Origin of the sequence: Variovorax sp. ZS18.2.2 (assembly GCF_024701975.1) — a bacterium.
Taxonomy (GTDB): domain Bacteria; phylum Pseudomonadota; class Gammaproteobacteria; order Burkholderiales; family Burkholderiaceae_C; genus Variovorax.
The window spans coordinates 1,341,407-1,356,987 of sequence record NZ_JANLNM010000001.1; the positions used below are offsets into that span (position 1 = coordinate 1,341,407).

14 protein-coding genes are annotated in these 15,581 nt (G+C 67.6%); 11 read left to right on the plus strand and 3 right to left on the minus strand.

The window, feature by feature from the left end:
- Positions 1-88 precede the first annotated feature (88 nt).
- From smc to def, 5 genes are all read left to right on the plus strand, one after another.
- Entirely contained in the window at positions 89-3,604 is a 3,516-nt protein-coding gene (gene smc, locus NU688_RS06400; protein WP_257859690.1) for a chromosome segregation protein SMC, read from the plus strand.
- A gap of 14 nt (positions 3,605-3,618) precedes the next feature.
- Positions 3,619-4,719 carry a cell division protein ZipA C-terminal FtsZ-binding domain-containing protein gene (locus tag NU688_RS06405; protein WP_257859692.1) on the plus strand — a complete coding sequence of 367 codons (1,101 nt, stop codon included), beginning with the start codon at positions 3,619-3,621 and terminating at the stop codon, positions 4,717-4,719.
- Positions 4,720-4,743: 24 nt separating this feature from the next.
- A complete protein-coding gene (gene ligA / locus NU688_RS06410) occupies positions 4,744-6,828 on the plus strand; it encodes an NAD-dependent DNA ligase LigA (RefSeq protein ID WP_257859693.1) in 2,085 nt (694 codons plus the stop codon).
- A 112-nt stretch (positions 6,829-6,940) separates the two neighbouring features.
- A complete protein-coding gene (locus tag NU688_RS06415) occupies positions 6,941-7,402 on the plus strand; it encodes a hypothetical protein (protein ID WP_257859694.1) in 462 nt (153 codons plus the stop codon).
- A 33-nt stretch (positions 7,403-7,435) separates the two neighbouring features.
- On the plus strand, positions 7,436-7,975 hold the full coding sequence (gene def / locus NU688_RS06420; RefSeq protein ID WP_013541635.1) for a peptide deformylase: 540 nt from the start codon (positions 7,436-7,438) through the stop codon (positions 7,973-7,975).
- An 18-nt stretch (positions 7,976-7,993) separates the two neighbouring features.
- Here def and NU688_RS06425 read toward each other — a convergent pair whose 3' ends face one another.
- Positions 7,994-8,383, minus strand: coding sequence for a DoxX family protein (locus NU688_RS06425; protein WP_042581827.1), 390 nt, complete (start codon positions 8,381-8,383; stop codon positions 7,994-7,996).
- Positions 8,384-8,538: 155 nt separating this feature from the next.
- Between NU688_RS06425 and NU688_RS06430 the strand changes: the two genes are divergently transcribed.
- From NU688_RS06430 to NU688_RS06440, 3 genes are read left to right on the plus strand one after another with little or no spacing between them, the layout of a single operon-like run.
- Positions 8,539-9,573, plus strand: coding sequence for an amino acid ABC transporter substrate-binding protein (locus tag NU688_RS06430; protein WP_257859695.1), 1,035 nt, complete (start codon positions 8,539-8,541; stop codon positions 9,571-9,573).
- Entirely contained in the window at positions 9,570-10,571 is a 1,002-nt protein-coding gene (locus tag NU688_RS06435; RefSeq protein ID WP_257859696.1) for an amino acid ABC transporter permease, read from the plus strand. The genes NU688_RS06430 and NU688_RS06435 overlap by 4 nt, the downstream gene beginning before the upstream one ends.
- Positions 10,568-11,626, plus strand: coding sequence for an amino acid ABC transporter permease (locus NU688_RS06440; RefSeq protein ID WP_257859697.1), 1,059 nt, complete (start codon positions 10,568-10,570; stop codon positions 11,624-11,626). Before NU688_RS06435 ends, NU688_RS06440 begins: the two co-directional genes overlap by 4 nt.
- Here NU688_RS06440 and NU688_RS06445 read toward each other — a convergent pair.
- Together NU688_RS06445 and NU688_RS06450 are read right to left on the minus strand one after the other, a co-directional pair.
- Positions 11,581-13,104, minus strand: coding sequence for a sodium:solute symporter (locus NU688_RS06445; RefSeq protein WP_257859698.1), 1,524 nt, complete (start codon positions 13,102-13,104; stop codon positions 11,581-11,583). The two genes, NU688_RS06440 and NU688_RS06445, sit on opposite strands and share 46 nt — an antisense overlap.
- Entirely contained in the window at positions 13,101-13,388 is a 288-nt protein-coding gene (locus NU688_RS06450; RefSeq protein ID WP_257859699.1) for a DUF3311 domain-containing protein, read from the minus strand. The genes NU688_RS06445 and NU688_RS06450 overlap by 4 nt, the downstream gene beginning before the upstream one ends.
- Positions 13,389-13,603: 215 nt before the next feature.
- Here NU688_RS06450 and NU688_RS06455 point away from each other — a divergent pair, with 215 nt between their 5' ends.
- From NU688_RS06455 to NU688_RS06465, 3 genes are read left to right on the plus strand one after another with little or no spacing between them, the layout of a single operon-like run.
- Positions 13,604-14,140 carry a cupin domain-containing protein gene (locus NU688_RS06455; RefSeq protein ID WP_257859700.1) on the plus strand — a complete coding sequence of 179 codons (537 nt, stop codon included), beginning with the start codon at positions 13,604-13,606 and terminating at the stop codon, positions 14,138-14,140.
- Between the two features lie 3 nt (positions 14,141-14,143).
- Positions 14,144-14,521, plus strand: coding sequence for a TIGR04076 family protein (locus tag NU688_RS06460; RefSeq protein WP_257859701.1), 378 nt, complete (start codon positions 14,144-14,146; stop codon positions 14,519-14,521).
- Positions 14,518-15,576, plus strand: a complete 1,059-nt coding sequence (locus NU688_RS06465; protein ID WP_257859702.1) for an aldo/keto reductase — start codon at positions 14,518-14,520, stop codon at positions 15,574-15,576. Before NU688_RS06460 ends, NU688_RS06465 begins: the two co-directional genes overlap by 4 nt.
- Positions 15,577-15,581: the final 5 nt, after the last annotated feature.

Genomic DNA, 15,581 nt, shown 5'->3' on the forward strand with positions numbered 1-15,581 from the left:
GGCGGCGGCTCGCTTCAAGCTGCGGGCCCGTGCATTTTTCCTTACAAATCAATACCTTGGCGTTAATGTCAAGGCAGGCCGACAAGTCGTGCGTCTCAATTCCATCAAGCTCTCGGGCTTCAAGTCGTTCGCCGAACCCACCAACTTCCTGCTGCCGGGCCAACTGGTCGGCGTGGTCGGGCCCAACGGTTGCGGCAAGTCGAACATCATGGATGCGGTGCGCTGGGTGCTCGGCGAATCGCGCGCCTCGGAGCTGCGCGGCGAGTCGATGCAGGACGTGATCTTCAACGGCACGACCACCCGCAAGCAGGCCAGCCGTTCGAGCGTCGAGCTGGTGTTCGACAACGCCGACCACCGCGCCGGCGGCCAGTGGAACCAGTTCGGCGAAATCGCCGTGCGGCGCGTGCTCACGCGCGACGGCACCAGCAGCTACTACATCAACAACCAGCCGGTGCGCCGCCGCGACGTGCAGGACGTGTTCCTGGGCACCGGCCTCGGCCCGCGCGCCTACGCCATCATCGGCCAGGGCACGATCAGCAGGATCATCGAATCCAAGCCCGAGGAACTGCGCCTGTTCCTCGAGGAAGCAGCCGGCGTCTCCAAGTACAAGGAGCGCCGCCGCGAGACCGAAAACCGCCTGGGCGACACGCGCGAGAACCTCACGCGCGTCGAAGACATCCTGCGCGAACTCAACGCCAACCTCGAGAAGCTCGAGAAGCAGGCCGAGGTGGCCGCGCGCTACAACACGCTGCAGGGCGATGCCACGAAGAAGCAGCACCAGCTGTGGTTCCTCAAGCGCAGTGAGAGCGATGCCGACCAGGCCAAGATCAAGTCCGATTCTGAAAAGGCGATCAACGACCTCGAATCGCGCACCGCAGACCTGCGCCACATCGAAGCCGAACTCGAGACCGTGCGCCAAGCCCACTACGCGGCCGGCGACCAGGTCAACCAGGCGCAGGGCAAGCTCTACGAGGCCAGCGCCGAAGTCGGCCGGCTCGAAGGCGAGATCCGCTTCGTGGTCGAAGGCCGCCAACGCGTCGAGCAGCGGCTCGTCCAACTGCGCGAGCAGATGGGCCAGTGGGGCACGCGCCGCGAAGAGGCCGAGACCGAGATCGAAACGCTGGCCGGGAAGGGCGTCGATGCCGAAGAGCAGGCGATCCTGCTGGCCGCCCAGCTCGAGGAACACGACGCGCGCATGCCCGAGCTCGAAGAAGCCGTGCAGCGCGCCCAGGACGAGGCCAACACCCAGCGCACGACCGTGTCGCAGGTGCAGCAGCAGATCCAGGTGCTGGCCGCCGACCAGCGCAACATCGAAGACCAGAGCCGCCAGCTCACGCAGCGCAGCGAGCGCCTGCGCGCCGACCAGAACGCGCTGGCCGCACCCGACGAGGCCCGCCTGCTCGACATGCAGGAGCAACTCGCCGCGGCGCAGGAAACCGCCAGCGAAGCCGAAGCCCGCCTGCACGAACTGCAGGAAGCCGTGCCGCAGCTCGACGACGACCGCCGCGCAAAGCAGCAGGCCGTCAATACCGAAGGTGCGCGCCACGCCGAGTTCTCGGCGCGGCTCGAAGCGTTGCGCGCGTTGCAAGAGAAGGTCAAGACCGATGGCAAGCTGGCCCCCTGGCTCGCCAAGCATGGCCTCGACGGCCTTCAGGGCCTGTGGAGCCGCATCCACATCGAGCAGGGCTGGGAGAGCGCGCTCGAAGCTGCTCTCCGCGAGCGTCTGGGCGCGCTTGAAGTCAGCCGGCTCGACATGGTCCGCGCCTTCGGCAACGATGCGCCGCCGGCCAAGCTGGCGTTCTACAGCCCGCCTGCGGCCGGTGCGCCGCAGGTCACGACCACGCTGCCCCGGCTGTCGAGCCTGTTGCGTTTGAACGATGCCGGCCAGCAAGCCTTGCTGAACGACTGGCTCCACGGCTGCTACACCGCAGCGAGTTTCGAAGAAGCACTGGCGCAGCGCGCCACGCTGCAGCCGGGTGAAGTCATCTATGTGCAGAGCGGCCATGCCGTGTCCTCGCACAGCGTCAACTTCTACGCACCCGATTCCGAGCAGGCCGGCCTCCTGGCCCGCCAGCAGGAAATGGAAAACCTGGAGCGCCAGCTCCGCGCGCAGACGCTCATCAATGAAGAAGCGCGCACCGCGTTGATCCGCGCCGAAGCCGCCTACGGCGATGCGGCGCAACGCCTCGTGACTGCGCGTCGTGAAGCCGCCGACACCCAGTCGCGCGCCCACGAACTGCAGGTCGAGACCCTGCGCATGACCCAGCTCGCCGAGCAGACGCGTGCGCGCAGCCAGCAGCTGGCGTCCGACCTCGGCGAAGTCGACGCGCAGCTCGAAGAACTGCAGGAAAAGCGCGTCGCCGCCGAAGGCCGCTTCGAAGAGCTTGACATGCAACTGGCCGATAGCCAGGAGCGCCACGCCCAACTCGACGAGCGCGTGATCGAAGCCGGCCGCGCGCTGAATGCCAGCCGCGAGCAGCACCGCAGCCTGGAGCGCCAGGCGCAGGAGGCCACCTTCTCGCAGCGCACGCTCGAAGCGCGCCGTGCCGAATTGAATCGCGCCATCGAGACTGCATCGCAGCAGACCGTGGCGCTCACCGACGAAGACGAGCGCGCCCGCGCCGAACTGGGCCGCCTGTCCGATGCCGCCGCGCAGGCTGGCCTGCAGGACGCGCTGTCGCTCAAGCTCGAACGCGAAACCGCGCTCGGCGCATCGCGCAGCCAGTACGACGACCTCACGCTCAAGCTGCGCGCCAGCGACGAGCGCCGTCTGCAGCTGGAGCGCGAGCTCGATCCGCTGCGTCAGCGCATCACCGAATTCCAGCTCAAGGAACAGGCCGCGCGCCTGGGTGTCGAGCAGTACCAGCAGTTGCTGGAAGACGCCGGCGCCGACCTCGAAGCCATTGCGCAATCCATCGAGACCGACAAGGTGCGCCTGACCGGCCTGCAAAGCGAAATCGACCGCCTCAACCGCGAAGTCGTCGCACTCGGCGCGGTGAACCTCGCCGCGCTCGACGAACTCGCAATCGCGAGCGAGCGCAAGACCTTCCTCGATGCCCAGTCGGCCGACCTGAACGAAGCCATCGGCACGCTCGAAGACGCCATCCGCAAGATCGACGCCGAAACGCGCGACCTGCTTGGCGGCACCTTCAAGATCGTCAACGAGCACTTCAGCCGCATGTTCCCCGAGCTCTTCGGCGGCGGCAACGCGCGGCTGGTGATGACGGGCGACGAAATCCTCGATGCCGGCGTGCAGGTGCTCGCGCAGCCGCCCGGCAAGAAGAACCAGACCATTCACCTGCTCTCGGGCGGCGAGAAGGCGCTCACGGCCATCGCGCTGGTGTTTGCCATCTTCCAGCTCAACCCGGCGCCGTTCTGCCTGCTGGACGAAGTGGACGCGCCGCTGGACGACGCGAACACCGAGCGCTATGCCAAACTCGTGACCGCCATGAGCCGCGAAACCCAGTTCCTCTTCATCAGCCACAACAAGATCGCCATGGAAATGGCCGAGCAGTTGATCGGCGTCACGATGCAGGAGCAGGGCGTTTCGCGCATCGTCGCGGTGGACATGGAGGCTGCGGCTTCCATGGTCGAGGCCGCCTGAGGCTGGCGGCGCGCATGAGCAATCTCACTCTCGCTCTCTCCATTCTTGGAGGCCTCGTTCTCGCGGCCGTCGTCGGCTACGAAGCCCTGATGTCGCGCCGCAATGCGCCGCGCCAGCCCGATGCGGTGGATACCGCGCTGGCCGACGTGGAACGCTCGATGTCGTCGGGCGACGGCGTGGAGCCGATGCTGCACGTCGATCCGAACCAGCGCTCGGCGCACGATCGCCACGAGCCCCTGTTCGATCCTGACCTGCCGGCGCCCAGCGGCGTTCCGGTCGCCACCGGCGAGCGGCGCGGCGGGCTCGACCCGCTGATCGACGTGATCGCCCCGGTGTCGCTGGATGGCCTTGCCTCGGGCGACGCCGCCATCGCGGCCATGCCGCCGACGCGGCGCGCGGGCAGCAAGCCGGTCGCCATCGAAGGCCTCAACGAGCACACCGCCCAATGGGAACCACCGGTCGCTGGGCAGCGCTACAGCGCGTTCCAGGTCGGCGTGCAGCTGGCCAACCGCACGGGCGCGCTCAACGAGATCGAGTACTCCGAGTTCGTGGTCAAGGCGCAGGCCTTTGCCGATGCGGTCAATGGTTCGCCCGAGTTTCCCGAGATGCTCGACGAAGTGGCGCGGGCCCGCGAGCTCGACCAGTTCGCCAGTGCGCACGACGCGCAACTCGGCTTCGTGCTGCGCGCGCTGCATGCGGCCTGGAGCCCGGGCTACGTGCAGCAGAATGCCGCGCGACTCGGCTTCGTGGCCGGCATCATCCCGGGGCGCATGGTGCTGCCGACCGGCGAAATCGGCCTGCCGCCGATCCTCGGGTTGGCCTTCGACACCCAGGCTGCGCTGGCCGACGACCCGGCGCAATCGGCCATCCGCGAGCTCAGCCTGAGCCTGGACGTGCCGCAGGTCGACCGCGCCGAAGAGCCGTTCCGCCGCATGCGCGAAGCCGCTGCCACGCTCGCACGCGAGATGGACGGCGTGGTGACCGACAGCGACGGCCAGTTGCTGCGCGACGAGACGATGGACGTCATCGGCAACGACCTCGAGCAGCTTTACGACACGCTCGATGCGCGTGATCTCGCGGCGGGCTCGCCGCTTGCACGGCGCCTCTTCAGCTAACTCCGACCTTCGGGAGACACCCACATGACGACGCGCGACGAAGCGGCACGCGAAGCCGCCGCACTGAGCGAACAGCTTCACAAGCACGCCCACCTTTATTACGTGCTCGACGCGCCTTCGGTGCCCGACGCCGAGTACGACAAGCTGTTCCAGCGCCTGCAGGCCCTGGAGACGGAGTTTCCCGAGCTGCGCACGCCCGATTCGCCGACGCAGCGCGTGGGCGGCAAGGTGCTCGACGGCTTCACCAAGGTGCGTCACAAGGTGCCGATGCTGTCGATCCGCACCGAGACCGACATCACGCCCGGCGGCGCGAGCGCCTTCGATGCGCGCGTGCGCAAGGAGTTGGGCCTGGCCGAGGACGGACCGCAGGTCGAGTACGTCTGCGAGCTCAAGTTCGACGGCCTGGCCATGAACCTGCGCTACGAAGACGGCGTGCTGGTGCAGGCCGCGACGCGCGGCGACGGCGAAGTCGGCGAAGAGGTCACGCAGAACATCCGCACGGTGCGCGAGATTCCACTGCGGCTCAATGGCAAGGCACCGCCCGTGGTCGAGGTGCGCGGCGAGGTTTATATGAAGCGCGCCGATTTCGATGCGCTCAACGAGCGCCAGCGCGAGAAGATCGCGGCTGGCCAGAAGAACGAGAAGGTGTTCGTCAATCCGCGCAATGCGGCCGCCGGCGCGGTGCGCCAGCTCGATCCGGCGATTGCCGCGGCGCGGCCGCTGAGCTTCTTTGCGTACGGCCTCGGTGAAGTCACGCCGGCCGCAGAAGGCGGGCCCGACTGCCCGACCCAGTTCGACTGGCTGCAGCAGTTCCACGCCTGGGGCTTCCCTGTGGCCACGCAGACGGCGCGGGCGAAAGGCGCGATCGAACTGATCGCGTTCCACGAAAACATCGGTCGCCAGCGCGATGCCTTGCCCTACGACATCGATGGCGTGGTCTACAAGGTCGACAGCGTCGAGCTGCAGCGGCAACTTGGCTTTGTTTCGCGCGAGCCGCGCTGGGCGGTGGCCCACAAGTACCCGGCGCAGGAGCAGCTCACCGAAGTGCTCGGCATCGAGATCCAGGTCGGCCGCACCGGCAAGCTCACGCCGGTGGCCAAGCTGGCCCCGGTGTTCGTCGGTGGCGTGACCGTGACCAACGCTACGCTGCACAACGAGGACGAAGCGCGCCGCAAGGACGTGCGCGTGGGCGACACGGTCATCGTGCGCCGCGCGGGTGACGTGATTCCCGAAGTGGTCGGCGTGGTGCCCGAGAGCCTCGCCAGGCCTGAGGGCGAACGCGGCCCGATCTTCACCATGCCGCACGAGTGCCCCGTGTGCGGCTCGGCGGCGGTGCGCGAGGAAGAAGAAGTCGACTACCGCTGCACCGGCGGGCTGTTCTGCGCGGCGCAGCGCAAGGAGGCCATCCTGCACTTCGCGGCACGGCGTGCGGTCTATGTCGATGGGCTCGGTGACAAGCTGGTGGAGCAATTGGTCGATGCCAGCCTGATCCGCACGTTGCCCGATCTCTACAAACTTGGCTTCGTCACGTTGGCGGGCTTGGACCGCATGGCCGAGAAGTCGGCCAAAAATCTCGTCGATGCGCTCGAAGCCTCCAAGAAAACGACGCTGCCGCGCTTCCTCTTCGGCCTGGGCATCCGGCACGTCGGAGAGAGCACGGCGAAGGACCTTGCCAAGCATTTCGGCAAGCTCGACGCCATCATGGACGCGACCGAGGAGCACCTGCTCGAGGTCAACGACGTGGGCCCGGTGGTGGCGCAGAGCCTGCGCACCTTCTTCGACCAGCCGCACAACCGCGAGGTCGTCGAGCAACTGCGTGCCTGCGGATTGACCTGGGAAGAGGGCGAGCCCGCGGCCCGCGCGCCCAAGCCGTTGGCGGGCCTGACCTTCGTGATCACCGGTACCCTTCCTACGCTGGGCCGCGATGAGGCGAAGGATAAATTGGAGGCAGCCGGTGCAAAGGTCTCCGGCTCCGTCAGCAAGAAGACCCACTACCTCGTGGCCGGCGAAGAAGCCGGCAGCAAGCTCGACAAGGCCCGGGAAATCGGGGTGGCAGTGATCGACGAGGCGCGTATGCTGGAGATTCTCGAGAACGGCATCACGGAGTGAGGTTCGGCGGGGCCGCCTCTTTACCGGCCGTTACGTGACTTCATCGCAGCGCAGTCAACAGGGTCTACAACCTGACGTTGAAAGAAAACTGAAGGCCAACAAGGAGCCCCTCATGCAGAAAATTCGCGTTCTTGGTGCCAGCATTGCCCTCGGCGGCCTCGCGCTGCTGACCGGCTGCGTTGCGGTCCCCGGCGATCCGTATTACTCGGGGGGCTACTCCGGTGGTTACTCGGAGCCGTACTACTCCGATCCGTCGCCCGTGGTCGTTGCGCCAGCGCCGGTCTATATCCAGGGCGGTGGCTATTACGACCGTGGCCGTTACTACGACCGCCGTCCGTACTATGGGGGCCGCCCCGGCTATCCGGCCGTGCGCCCGGGCTACCCCGCGGTGAGGCCCGGCTACCCCGCCGCGCGTCCTCCGCGGGTCGATTGGGGCGGTGGTCGTACGGGTCCTGGCACCGCCGGTGGTGGCATTCCGGGCGTCACCCCCTCGCAGCCGCAGCAGATGCCCCAAGGCCGGGCGCGGCTGTGGACCTCGCCGGACTCGAAGAACAACCCCGGCGGCATCCCCTGAGCATGGCCTCGCGGCCATCGCGATAATCCCGCGATGGCCATTCGCGAAATACTCAAGATGGGCGACCCCCGGCTGCTGCGCATCGCGCAGCCGGTCGCCGCTTTCGATACCGACGAACTGCACCTCCTGGTGCGCGACATGTTCGAGACCATGCATGCGGTCAACGGCGCCGGCCTCGCGGCCCCGCAGATCGGCGTGGATCAGCAACTCGTCATCTTCGGCACCGATATCGTCAACCCCCGCTACCCCGACGCGCCGCCGGTGCCCCGCACCGTGCTGCTGAACCCCGTCATCACGCCCATCGGCGAGGACGAGGAAGAAGGCTGGGAAGGGTGTCTCTCGGTGCCGGGCCTGCGCGGCGTGGTGCCGCGCTTCGCCAATATCCGCTATACCGGCTTCGATCCGTATGGCGACCCGATCGACCGGGTCGCCAGCGGTTTTCATGCGCGCGTGGTACAGCATGAAGTCGATCACCTGCTGGGCAAGCTGTACCCGATGCGGGTGCGCGATTTCTCGCGCTTCGGCTACACCGAGGTCCTGTTTCCGGGCCTCGATGCAGCGGACGACGACTGAGGCGCCAAGCCCCGGTCGTTACCTGTTGCTGAGGCCGAAGCGGCCGCCGCCCGTGAAGGCCAGCGAGATCGCCGCGAAGAGGAACATGCCCTGCAGTTCCAGCGCCCAGCCGCCCTGGCCGTTGATGGCGCCGAGGTCCTTGCGGTGCACCAGCCAGATCGCCACCAGCATGTTGATCGCCACGATCACCGCGGCGGGCCGCGTGAACAGGCCGACGATCAGCAGCGCGGGCGCCAGGATTTCACCGACATAGACCCCGTACGCCAGGAAGGCCGGCAGGCCGTGCGAGGCGAGCATGCCGCCGATGCCGTCCACGCCCTTGGTGACCTTGGCCACGCCGTGCAGCAGGATGAGGATGCCCAGCGCGAGGCGCAGAACGAGCTTGCCGGTGTCGTCGGACTTGAACATTGTGTGATTCCTGTTCGGGAGAGTTGATAAAGGGCCGTATGGTATTGCGGTATTGATGCGTGGTCGGGCATATGCATCCAACCGAGCGTTCTTTGGCGCGCCGCGGCGCCGCCCCGTACACTGCCTTTTGTTGTCTGTTGAGGAGAAACACACCCATGAAAAACCGATTCCGCCCGGCCCTGATCGCCGCCGCATCCCTGGTCGCCCTTGTCACTGCCGCACCGGCCTTCGCGGGCAAGACGCTCGATGCGGTCAAGCAGCGCGGCACCGTCAAGTGCGGCGTGACCAACGGGGTGGCGGGCTTCTCCGCACCGGACACCCAGGGCAACTGGTCGGGCCTGGATGTCGACACCTGCCGCGCCATTGCAGCGGCCGTGCTCGGCGATGCGAAGAAGGTCGACTTCGTGCCCCTCAATTCGCAGCAGCGCTTCTCGGCCCTGCAGGCCGGCGAGATCGACATCCTCGCGCGCAACACCACCTGGACGCTCACGCGCGACGCCTCGCTCGGCTTCAACTTCACCACCATCACCTACTACGACGGCCAGGGCTTCCTGGTGCCGAAGAAGCTCAAGGTGACGAGCGCCAAGCAACTGAAGAACGCCACCATCTGCACCCAGTCGGGCACCACCAACGAGAAGAACGTCTCCGACTACTTCCGCGGCCTGAACATCCCCGTGAAGACTGTCGTCTTCGAGAGCTTCGAGGCCTCGTTCAAGGCCTTCTTCTCGGGCCGCTGCCAGGCCTTCACGACCGACGCCTCGGCGCTCGCGGGCCTGCGCAACAAGGAAGCGCCGAACCCCGACGACTACCTCATCCTGCCCGAGCTGATCTCCAAGGAACCGCTCGCGCCCCTGGTGCGCCGCGGCGACGACGAGTGGTTCGCCATTGCCAAGTGGGTGCCCAACGCGCTCATCGAGGCGGAGGAAGCCGGCGTCACGCAGGCCAATGCCGACGAGCTCAAGGCCAGCAGCAAAGACCCGGCGCAGCAGCGCCTGGTCGGCACCGGCGAAGACCTCGGCAAGCTGCTGGGCCTGGACAAGGACTGGTCGTTCCGCGCGATCAAGGCCGTGGGCAACTACGGTGAAGTGTTCGAGCGCAACGTCGGACCGAAGTCGGTGCTCAAGCTGCCGCGCGGCTCCAACAACCTGTGGAGCAAAGGCGGCCTGATTTACGCACCACCCGTGCGATGAGTCCTGAGGGCGCCTCGCGCCGCGGCGCCTGGCTGGCCTGGACCGTCCAGGCGCTGCTGGTGCTGGCCGTCGTGGCCGGCGCCTTCTGGGTGGTGCACCATGCGCTCGACGTGCTGCGTGCACGCGGCGTTCGATCCGGCTTCGACTTTCTCACCGAGCCCGCGGGCTTCTCGATCAGCGAGGGCTGGCTCGATTTCGATGCCAGCCAGCCGTTCTGGCGCGCCTTTCTCGCGGGCCTGATCAACACGGTGCGGGCGGCAGTCCCGGCGGCGATTTTTTCGGTCGTTCTCGGCACGCTGATCGGCATCGGCCGGCTCGCGCCGCACGTGCTGCTGCGCGGCATCTGCACCGCGTATGTCGAGCTGCTGCGCAACGTGCCGCTGCTGGTGCAACTGCTGATGCTGGCCTTCGCGATGGCGAACCTGTTGCCCGACCCGACCGAGCCCGTGCGGCTGCTGCCGGGCGTGTGGCTCAGTAAAGGCGGGCTCAGCGTACCGTGGCCCGTGGCGGGCGAGGGCGGCTGGTGGCCCACGCATTTCGAATGGCCCGAGCGTGGCGATTTCGGCGTGAGCGGCGGTGCGGCGCCGAGCCCCGAGTACGTGACCATCGTCGCGGGCCTGTCGTTCTACTCGGCGGCGTTCGTCGCGGAGATCGTGCGCGCCGGCATCCTGTCGGTTTCGCAGGGGCAGGTGCTGGCGGGGCAGGCGCTGGGGTTGTCGTCGGTGCAGCAGCTGCGCATCGTGATCCTGCCGCAGGCGCTGCGGGTGATCGTGCCTTCGCTCACCAACCAGTTGCTGAGCCTCGTCAAGAATTCGTCGCTCGCGGTGGCCGTGGGCTATCCGGAGCTCGTGTCGGTGGCCAACACCACCATCGGCTCGAATGGCAGGGCCTTCGAGTGCATCGCGATCATCATGGCGGTGTACCTGCTGCTGTCGCTCGCGATCTCCTTCGGCATGAACCGCTACAACGCGCGTGTCGCTTTGCGGGGCTGGCGATGAGGAATGTCGCGCAAGGCCCGATCGCGTGGCGCAGCGAACTCTGGGGTTCGCCGCTGCGCGCGCTGGCGACTGTGCTGCTGATCGTGCTGCTCGCGTGGGTCGGTTTTCATATCTTCAATTGGGCCGTGGTGCACGCGGTGTTCCGCGCCGATGCCGAAGCCTGCCGCGCGGTGCAGCACGGCGCCTGCTGGGGCGTGGTGGCCGAGAAATGGCGGCCGATGCTGTTCGGCCGCTTCCCTTACGAAGAGCAATGGCGCCCAGCCATCGCGGTGGTCGTGCTGTCCGCCGTCACCGTGCTGAGCGCCTGGCCGCGCAGCTGGCGCTGGTGGCTGGTGCCGCTGTGGGTCGTCGCGCTGCTGCTGTTCGTGCTGCTGATGCGCGGCGGTGTCTTTGGGCTGAGCAACGTGCCGACCAGTCGCTGGGGCGGCCTGCCGCTCACCATCGGATTGGCGGTGGTCGGGCTGGCGCTGGCCTTTCCGCTCGCGCTGCTGCTCGCCCTGGGTCGGCGTTCCGGCTGGCCGGTGGTTCGCACGCTGAGCGCGAGCTACATCGAGCTGGTGCGCGGCGTGCCGCTGATCTCGGTGCTGTTCATGGCCTCGTTCCTGCTGCCGCTGCTGTGGCCGGCGGGCTGGCAGCCGGACGTGTTGGTGCGGGTGCTCGCGGGCCTCACGCTGTTCGTCGCGGCGTACTTGGCCGAAATCATCCGCGGCGGCCTGCAGGCCGTGCCGCGCGGGCAGACCGAGGTGGCGATGGCGCTGGGCTTCGGGCGCTGGCCGGTGCAGCGCGACATCGTGCTGCCGCAGGCCCTGCGCCTGGTCGTGCCCGCACTGACCAACAGCGTGGTCGGCACGCTGAAGGACACCTCGCTCGTCACCGTCGTGGGCCTGTTCGAGCTGACCGGCGCGCTGGGCCTCGCGCTCGGCGGCGATCCGGTCTGGCGGCCGTTCTACCTCGAGGGCTATCTCTTCATCGCCGCCGTGTACTGGGTGCTGTGCTTCGGGCTCTCGCGCTACAGCGTGTGGCTGGAGCGCAGGCTGGCGAGCGCGCCGACCTGAGCATCCTGCGGACTGTCGTCCTGCAGTCCGAGCGCGACGGCCTTGTCCCGCGGCGCTTTCGTCACGAGGCTCACGACCACGACGACTGCGGCGTTGATGGCCATCGCGATCAGCCCGGCCTCCCACTGCGGCACGGTCGCCGCCCAGAACTTCGCCGCGAACGGCGCCAGCAGCGCGACGAAGCCCGCGACCAGCCCGGCCAGCACGCCGATCGCACTCGTGCGCTTCCACAGGAATCCGAGGAACACGCCGGGCGCGAGCATGCCGATGGCCGAATACGCGTCGAGCAGGATCTTCACCAGCGACCCCTTCTGGCTCACCGACAGCCAGACGGCGATCGCCGCGAAGATCACCAGCGAGCCGCGCGACAGCGCCAATGATGCGCGCTCGCTCAGCCCGCTCCTGAACGGCCGCACCACATTGCGCGTGAAGATCGACCCGGCCGTCAGCAGCAGCAACGACCCGGGCGCCAGCGCCAGCAGGAAGCCCGTGCCCGCCAGCAGCCCGACCATCCACGCCGGATAGCGGTCGGACACGAACTGCAGCAGCGCCGCATTGAGGTTGCCGCCCGGCGGCTGCGTCTGCGCCAGGAGCGCCGCGAAGCCCAGCAGGATGATGAAGAAATACGCCAGCGAATACAGCGGCTGCCAGATCGCGTTGCGGCGGATCGCCGTCGCGCTGTGCGCCGTGTACGACATCTGGAACAGGTGCGGGAACACCCAGTTGCCCAGCGCGATGTTGATCGCCGAGGTCATGAGCCAGATCGCGGTGGTCGGCGAGGTGGCGTCCAGCCCCGGGAACTTGCCGATGCCCGGGTGCTTCGCCTCCGCCATCGAGAACAGGTCGAGCAGCGAAGCCGCGCCCACCTTGCTGGCCACGGTGACGCTGAGCAGCACCACCACGACCACCATCAGCACGTCTTTCACACCCGCGGCGAAGGCGGCGGAACGCACGCCCGCGACGAACACGAACGCGATCATCAGGACGCCGGCGCCGATGGTCGCGGCTTCGCTCGTGATGCTGTTGCCGAGCGTGAGCTGCACGATCAGCCCGAGGCTCACCAGCTGGATCTGCACATAGACCACCAGCGAGGCGATGCCGACCACGCCGGTCAGCACGCCCAGCCACGGCGCCTCGTAGCGCGCGGCGAAGAAGTCGGACTGCGTGAGCAGCTTGCCGATGCGCCCCGCGCGCCAGATCCGTGGCATCAGCCAGTAGCCGACCGCATAGCTCATCGACACCGAACAGAACGCGAGGTACGCCGGCGCGCCCAGCGCCCAGGCGTAGCCCGAGATGCCGAGCACCGCGAAGGTCGTGTAGACCTCGCCCGCGTTCATGAACCAGAAGACCAGCGTGCCGAGGCTGCGCCCGCCGACGGCCCAGTCGGCGAAGTTGTTGGCGCGGCGCGTGCGGCGCCCGTAGGCGATGGCACCCGCCACGGTCGCGAGCAGGATGGCCAGGACGATGGCGAGCTTCATGGTGCGCCGTCCTCATGCGTCTTCAGGCTGTGGGCGAGGAAGGCGGCTTCCTCGGCCTCCACGCCGGCCTTGGCATCGAGCCGGAACACGATGGCGATGACCACGCTGGTCAGCACGATGCCCGCCATCTGCCAGAACATGGGAAAGGGCAGTCCGAACGGGGTGAGCGCGATGTCGTTCACGGCCGGCGCGAGGCAGGCCTGCCAGATGAACGGAAAGACCAGCAGCCAGCGGTGTCCAAGGCGTCGCCGGGTGGGGCGTGTGGGGGAATGCGGGTCGGCCATCTCGATGCTCCTGTAAAGTATTACTGCACGATATGGGCGCGGAGTGTGCAGAGAAAATGCACAAAGCACAAGCAGGGTTGGCGGCAAAGATCGTTGGAGAACGTGGGGCATGCGCAGCGATTTCTAGCGCTTGACGTGCACCAGAACCGTACATACCATCCCGCTTGTTGTGCTGTGTGGATGCACAAACAAGAAGCAAAGGAAGACTCAACCCCATGATCGGCGACCGACTGAAGGAATTGCGAACGGCCCGTGGTCTGTCCCTGCGCGAACTGGCGGCGCAGGCGGGCGTGTCCGCCACGCTGCTGAGCCAGATCGAGCGCGCCGTCACCGATCCCAGCCTGGAAACCCTGCGCCGGCTCGCGGGCGTGTTCGGCGAATCGGTGTCCTCGCTGTTCTCGGAGCCGACGCCGCCCACCGTCTGGATCAGCCGGCCGAGTCAGCGCGTGATGCTCACCGCGCCCAAAGGCCAGGTGGCCTACGAGCGCCTCACGGCCGGCGCGGGCCAGCTCGAAGTGCTGCGCGCCGTGCTCGAGCCGGGCCAGATGTCGGCCGACGAGCCGCGCGGCCACGAATCGGCCGAATGCGTCTACGTCGTCGCGGGCGCGCTGGTGGCGCAGGTGGCGGGGGTCGACTACGCGGTGAAGGCCGGCGAGAGCATCTCCTTCGATGCGCGGCTGCCGCACCGCTACATCAACGCCTCGCAGGCGCCGACCGAAATCATCCTGTCCGTCACCCCACCGAACCCCTGAAGCATGAACACCACGACAACACCGGACGACGGCGCCTTCACGCTCTACGACCTGCGCGTCGAAGTGGTCGCGCCCGAAGGCGCGAAGCTCTACTGCAATGCCAGGGTCGGCGATTATTTCGAGCTGCGTGGCGAGATGCTGCACCTGCCCGAGGGGCAGGGCTTCTCGATCTACTCGCTGGGCGCCTTGCTGCCGCTGCTCGCGGCCAAGCAGCGCCCCACCGATGCCAACGACTGGATGAGCACCGACGCCGAAGTGGCGTGCCCCGATCCGCACTGCCCGTCGCGCTTTCGCATCACGCGCACCGCGACGCGCGTTTTCCGCCACGCCGACACCACGGCCGTGGTCCACCCCTCCAAGCCTTCCAGGCAGAACCCATGAGCCAACCGCAACGCATCGACCTCGCGCCGAACTACTCGATCTCCCGTCTGCTCAAGGGCGGCTGGCAACTGGCCGGCGGCCATGGCGGCATCGACCGCGCCGCGGCCATCGCCGACATGGCGGCCTACTACGAAGCCGGCATCACCACCTTCGACTGCGCCGACATCTACACGGGCGTGGAAGAGCTGATCGGCGACTTCCGGCGCGAGCACATCGCGCGCCACGGCAGCGGCAGCCTCTCGCAATTGCGCGTGCACACCAAGTTCGTGCCCGACCTGGCGACGCTCGCGCAGATCGACAGGCGCCAGGTCGAACAGACCATCGACCGCTCGCTGCAGCGCCTGGGCGTCGAGCGGCTCGACCTCGTGCAGTTCCATTGGTGGGACTACGGCGTGCCGCGCTATGTCGAGGTGGCGCACTGGCTGCAGGAGCTACAGCGCGCCGGCAAGATCGAGCTGCTGGGCGGCACCAATTTCGACACCGCGCGGGTGCGCGAACTGGTCGACGCCGATGTACCGCTGCGTAGCATGCAGGTGCAGTATTCGCTGCTCGACCAGCGGCCGCAGCCGACGCTGGCGCCGTATTGCGCGGCGTCGGGCATCCAGTTGCTGTGCTACGGCAGCGTGGCCGGCGGGTTTCTCTCGGAGCGCTGGCTCGGTGCGAGCGAGCCGCGGGAGCCTTACGAGAACCGGTCGCTGGTCAAGTACAAGCTCGTCATCGATGACTTCGGCGGATGGGAGCTGTTCCAGCAGTTGCTGCTGCAGTTGAAGAGGGTGGCAGAGCGGCACGGCACGTCGATCGCCACGGTGGCGATGCGCTGGGTGCTGCAGCAGCCGCAGGTGGCGGGCGTGATCGTCGGCGTGCGGCGCGGCGACCATCTGGCGGACCACCTGAAGGTGCTGTCGCTGCAGCTCGATGCAGCAGACATGGCCACGCTCGATACGGTGCTCTCGCAGCGCCAGCTGCCGAGCGGCGACGTGTATGCGGTCGAGCGCGACATCGAAGGCCGCCACGGCCGCGTGATGAAGTACGACCTCAACAAGGAGCCGCACTGAACCTG

Coding starts and splice junctions, on each gene's coding strand:
- NU688_RS06405 (WP_257859692.1), top strand. CDS start 3,619: ATGAGCAATCTCACTCTCGCTCTCTCCATTCTTGGAGGCCTCGTTCTC.
- ligA (WP_257859693.1), top strand. CDS start 4,744: ATGACGACGCGCGACGAAGCGGCACGCGAAGCCGCCGCACTGAGCGAA.
- NU688_RS06415 (WP_257859694.1), top strand. CDS start 6,941: ATGCAGAAAATTCGCGTTCTTGGTGCCAGCATTGCCCTCGGCGGCCTC.
- def (WP_013541635.1), top strand. CDS start 7,436: ATGGCCATTCGCGAAATACTCAAGATGGGCGACCCCCGGCTGCTGCGC.
- NU688_RS06425 (WP_042581827.1), bottom strand. CDS start 8,383: ATGTTCAAGTCCGACGACACCGGCAAGCTCGTTCTGCGCCTCGCGCTG.
- NU688_RS06430 (WP_257859695.1), top strand. CDS start 8,539: ATGAAAAACCGATTCCGCCCGGCCCTGATCGCCGCCGCATCCCTGGTC.
- NU688_RS06435 (WP_257859696.1), top strand. CDS start 9,570: ATGAGTCCTGAGGGCGCCTCGCGCCGCGGCGCCTGGCTGGCCTGGACC.
- NU688_RS06440 (WP_257859697.1), top strand. CDS start 10,568: ATGAGGAATGTCGCGCAAGGCCCGATCGCGTGGCGCAGCGAACTCTGG.
- NU688_RS06445 (WP_257859698.1), bottom strand. CDS start 13,104: ATGAAGCTCGCCATCGTCCTGGCCATCCTGCTCGCGACCGTGGCGGGT.
- NU688_RS06450 (WP_257859699.1), bottom strand. CDS start 13,388: ATGGCCGACCCGCATTCCCCCACACGCCCCACCCGGCGACGCCTTGGA.
- NU688_RS06455 (WP_257859700.1), top strand. CDS start 13,604: ATGATCGGCGACCGACTGAAGGAATTGCGAACGGCCCGTGGTCTGTCC.
- NU688_RS06460 (WP_257859701.1), top strand. CDS start 14,144: ATGAACACCACGACAACACCGGACGACGGCGCCTTCACGCTCTACGAC.
- NU688_RS06465 (WP_257859702.1), top strand. CDS start 14,518: ATGAGCCAACCGCAACGCATCGACCTCGCGCCGAACTACTCGATCTCC.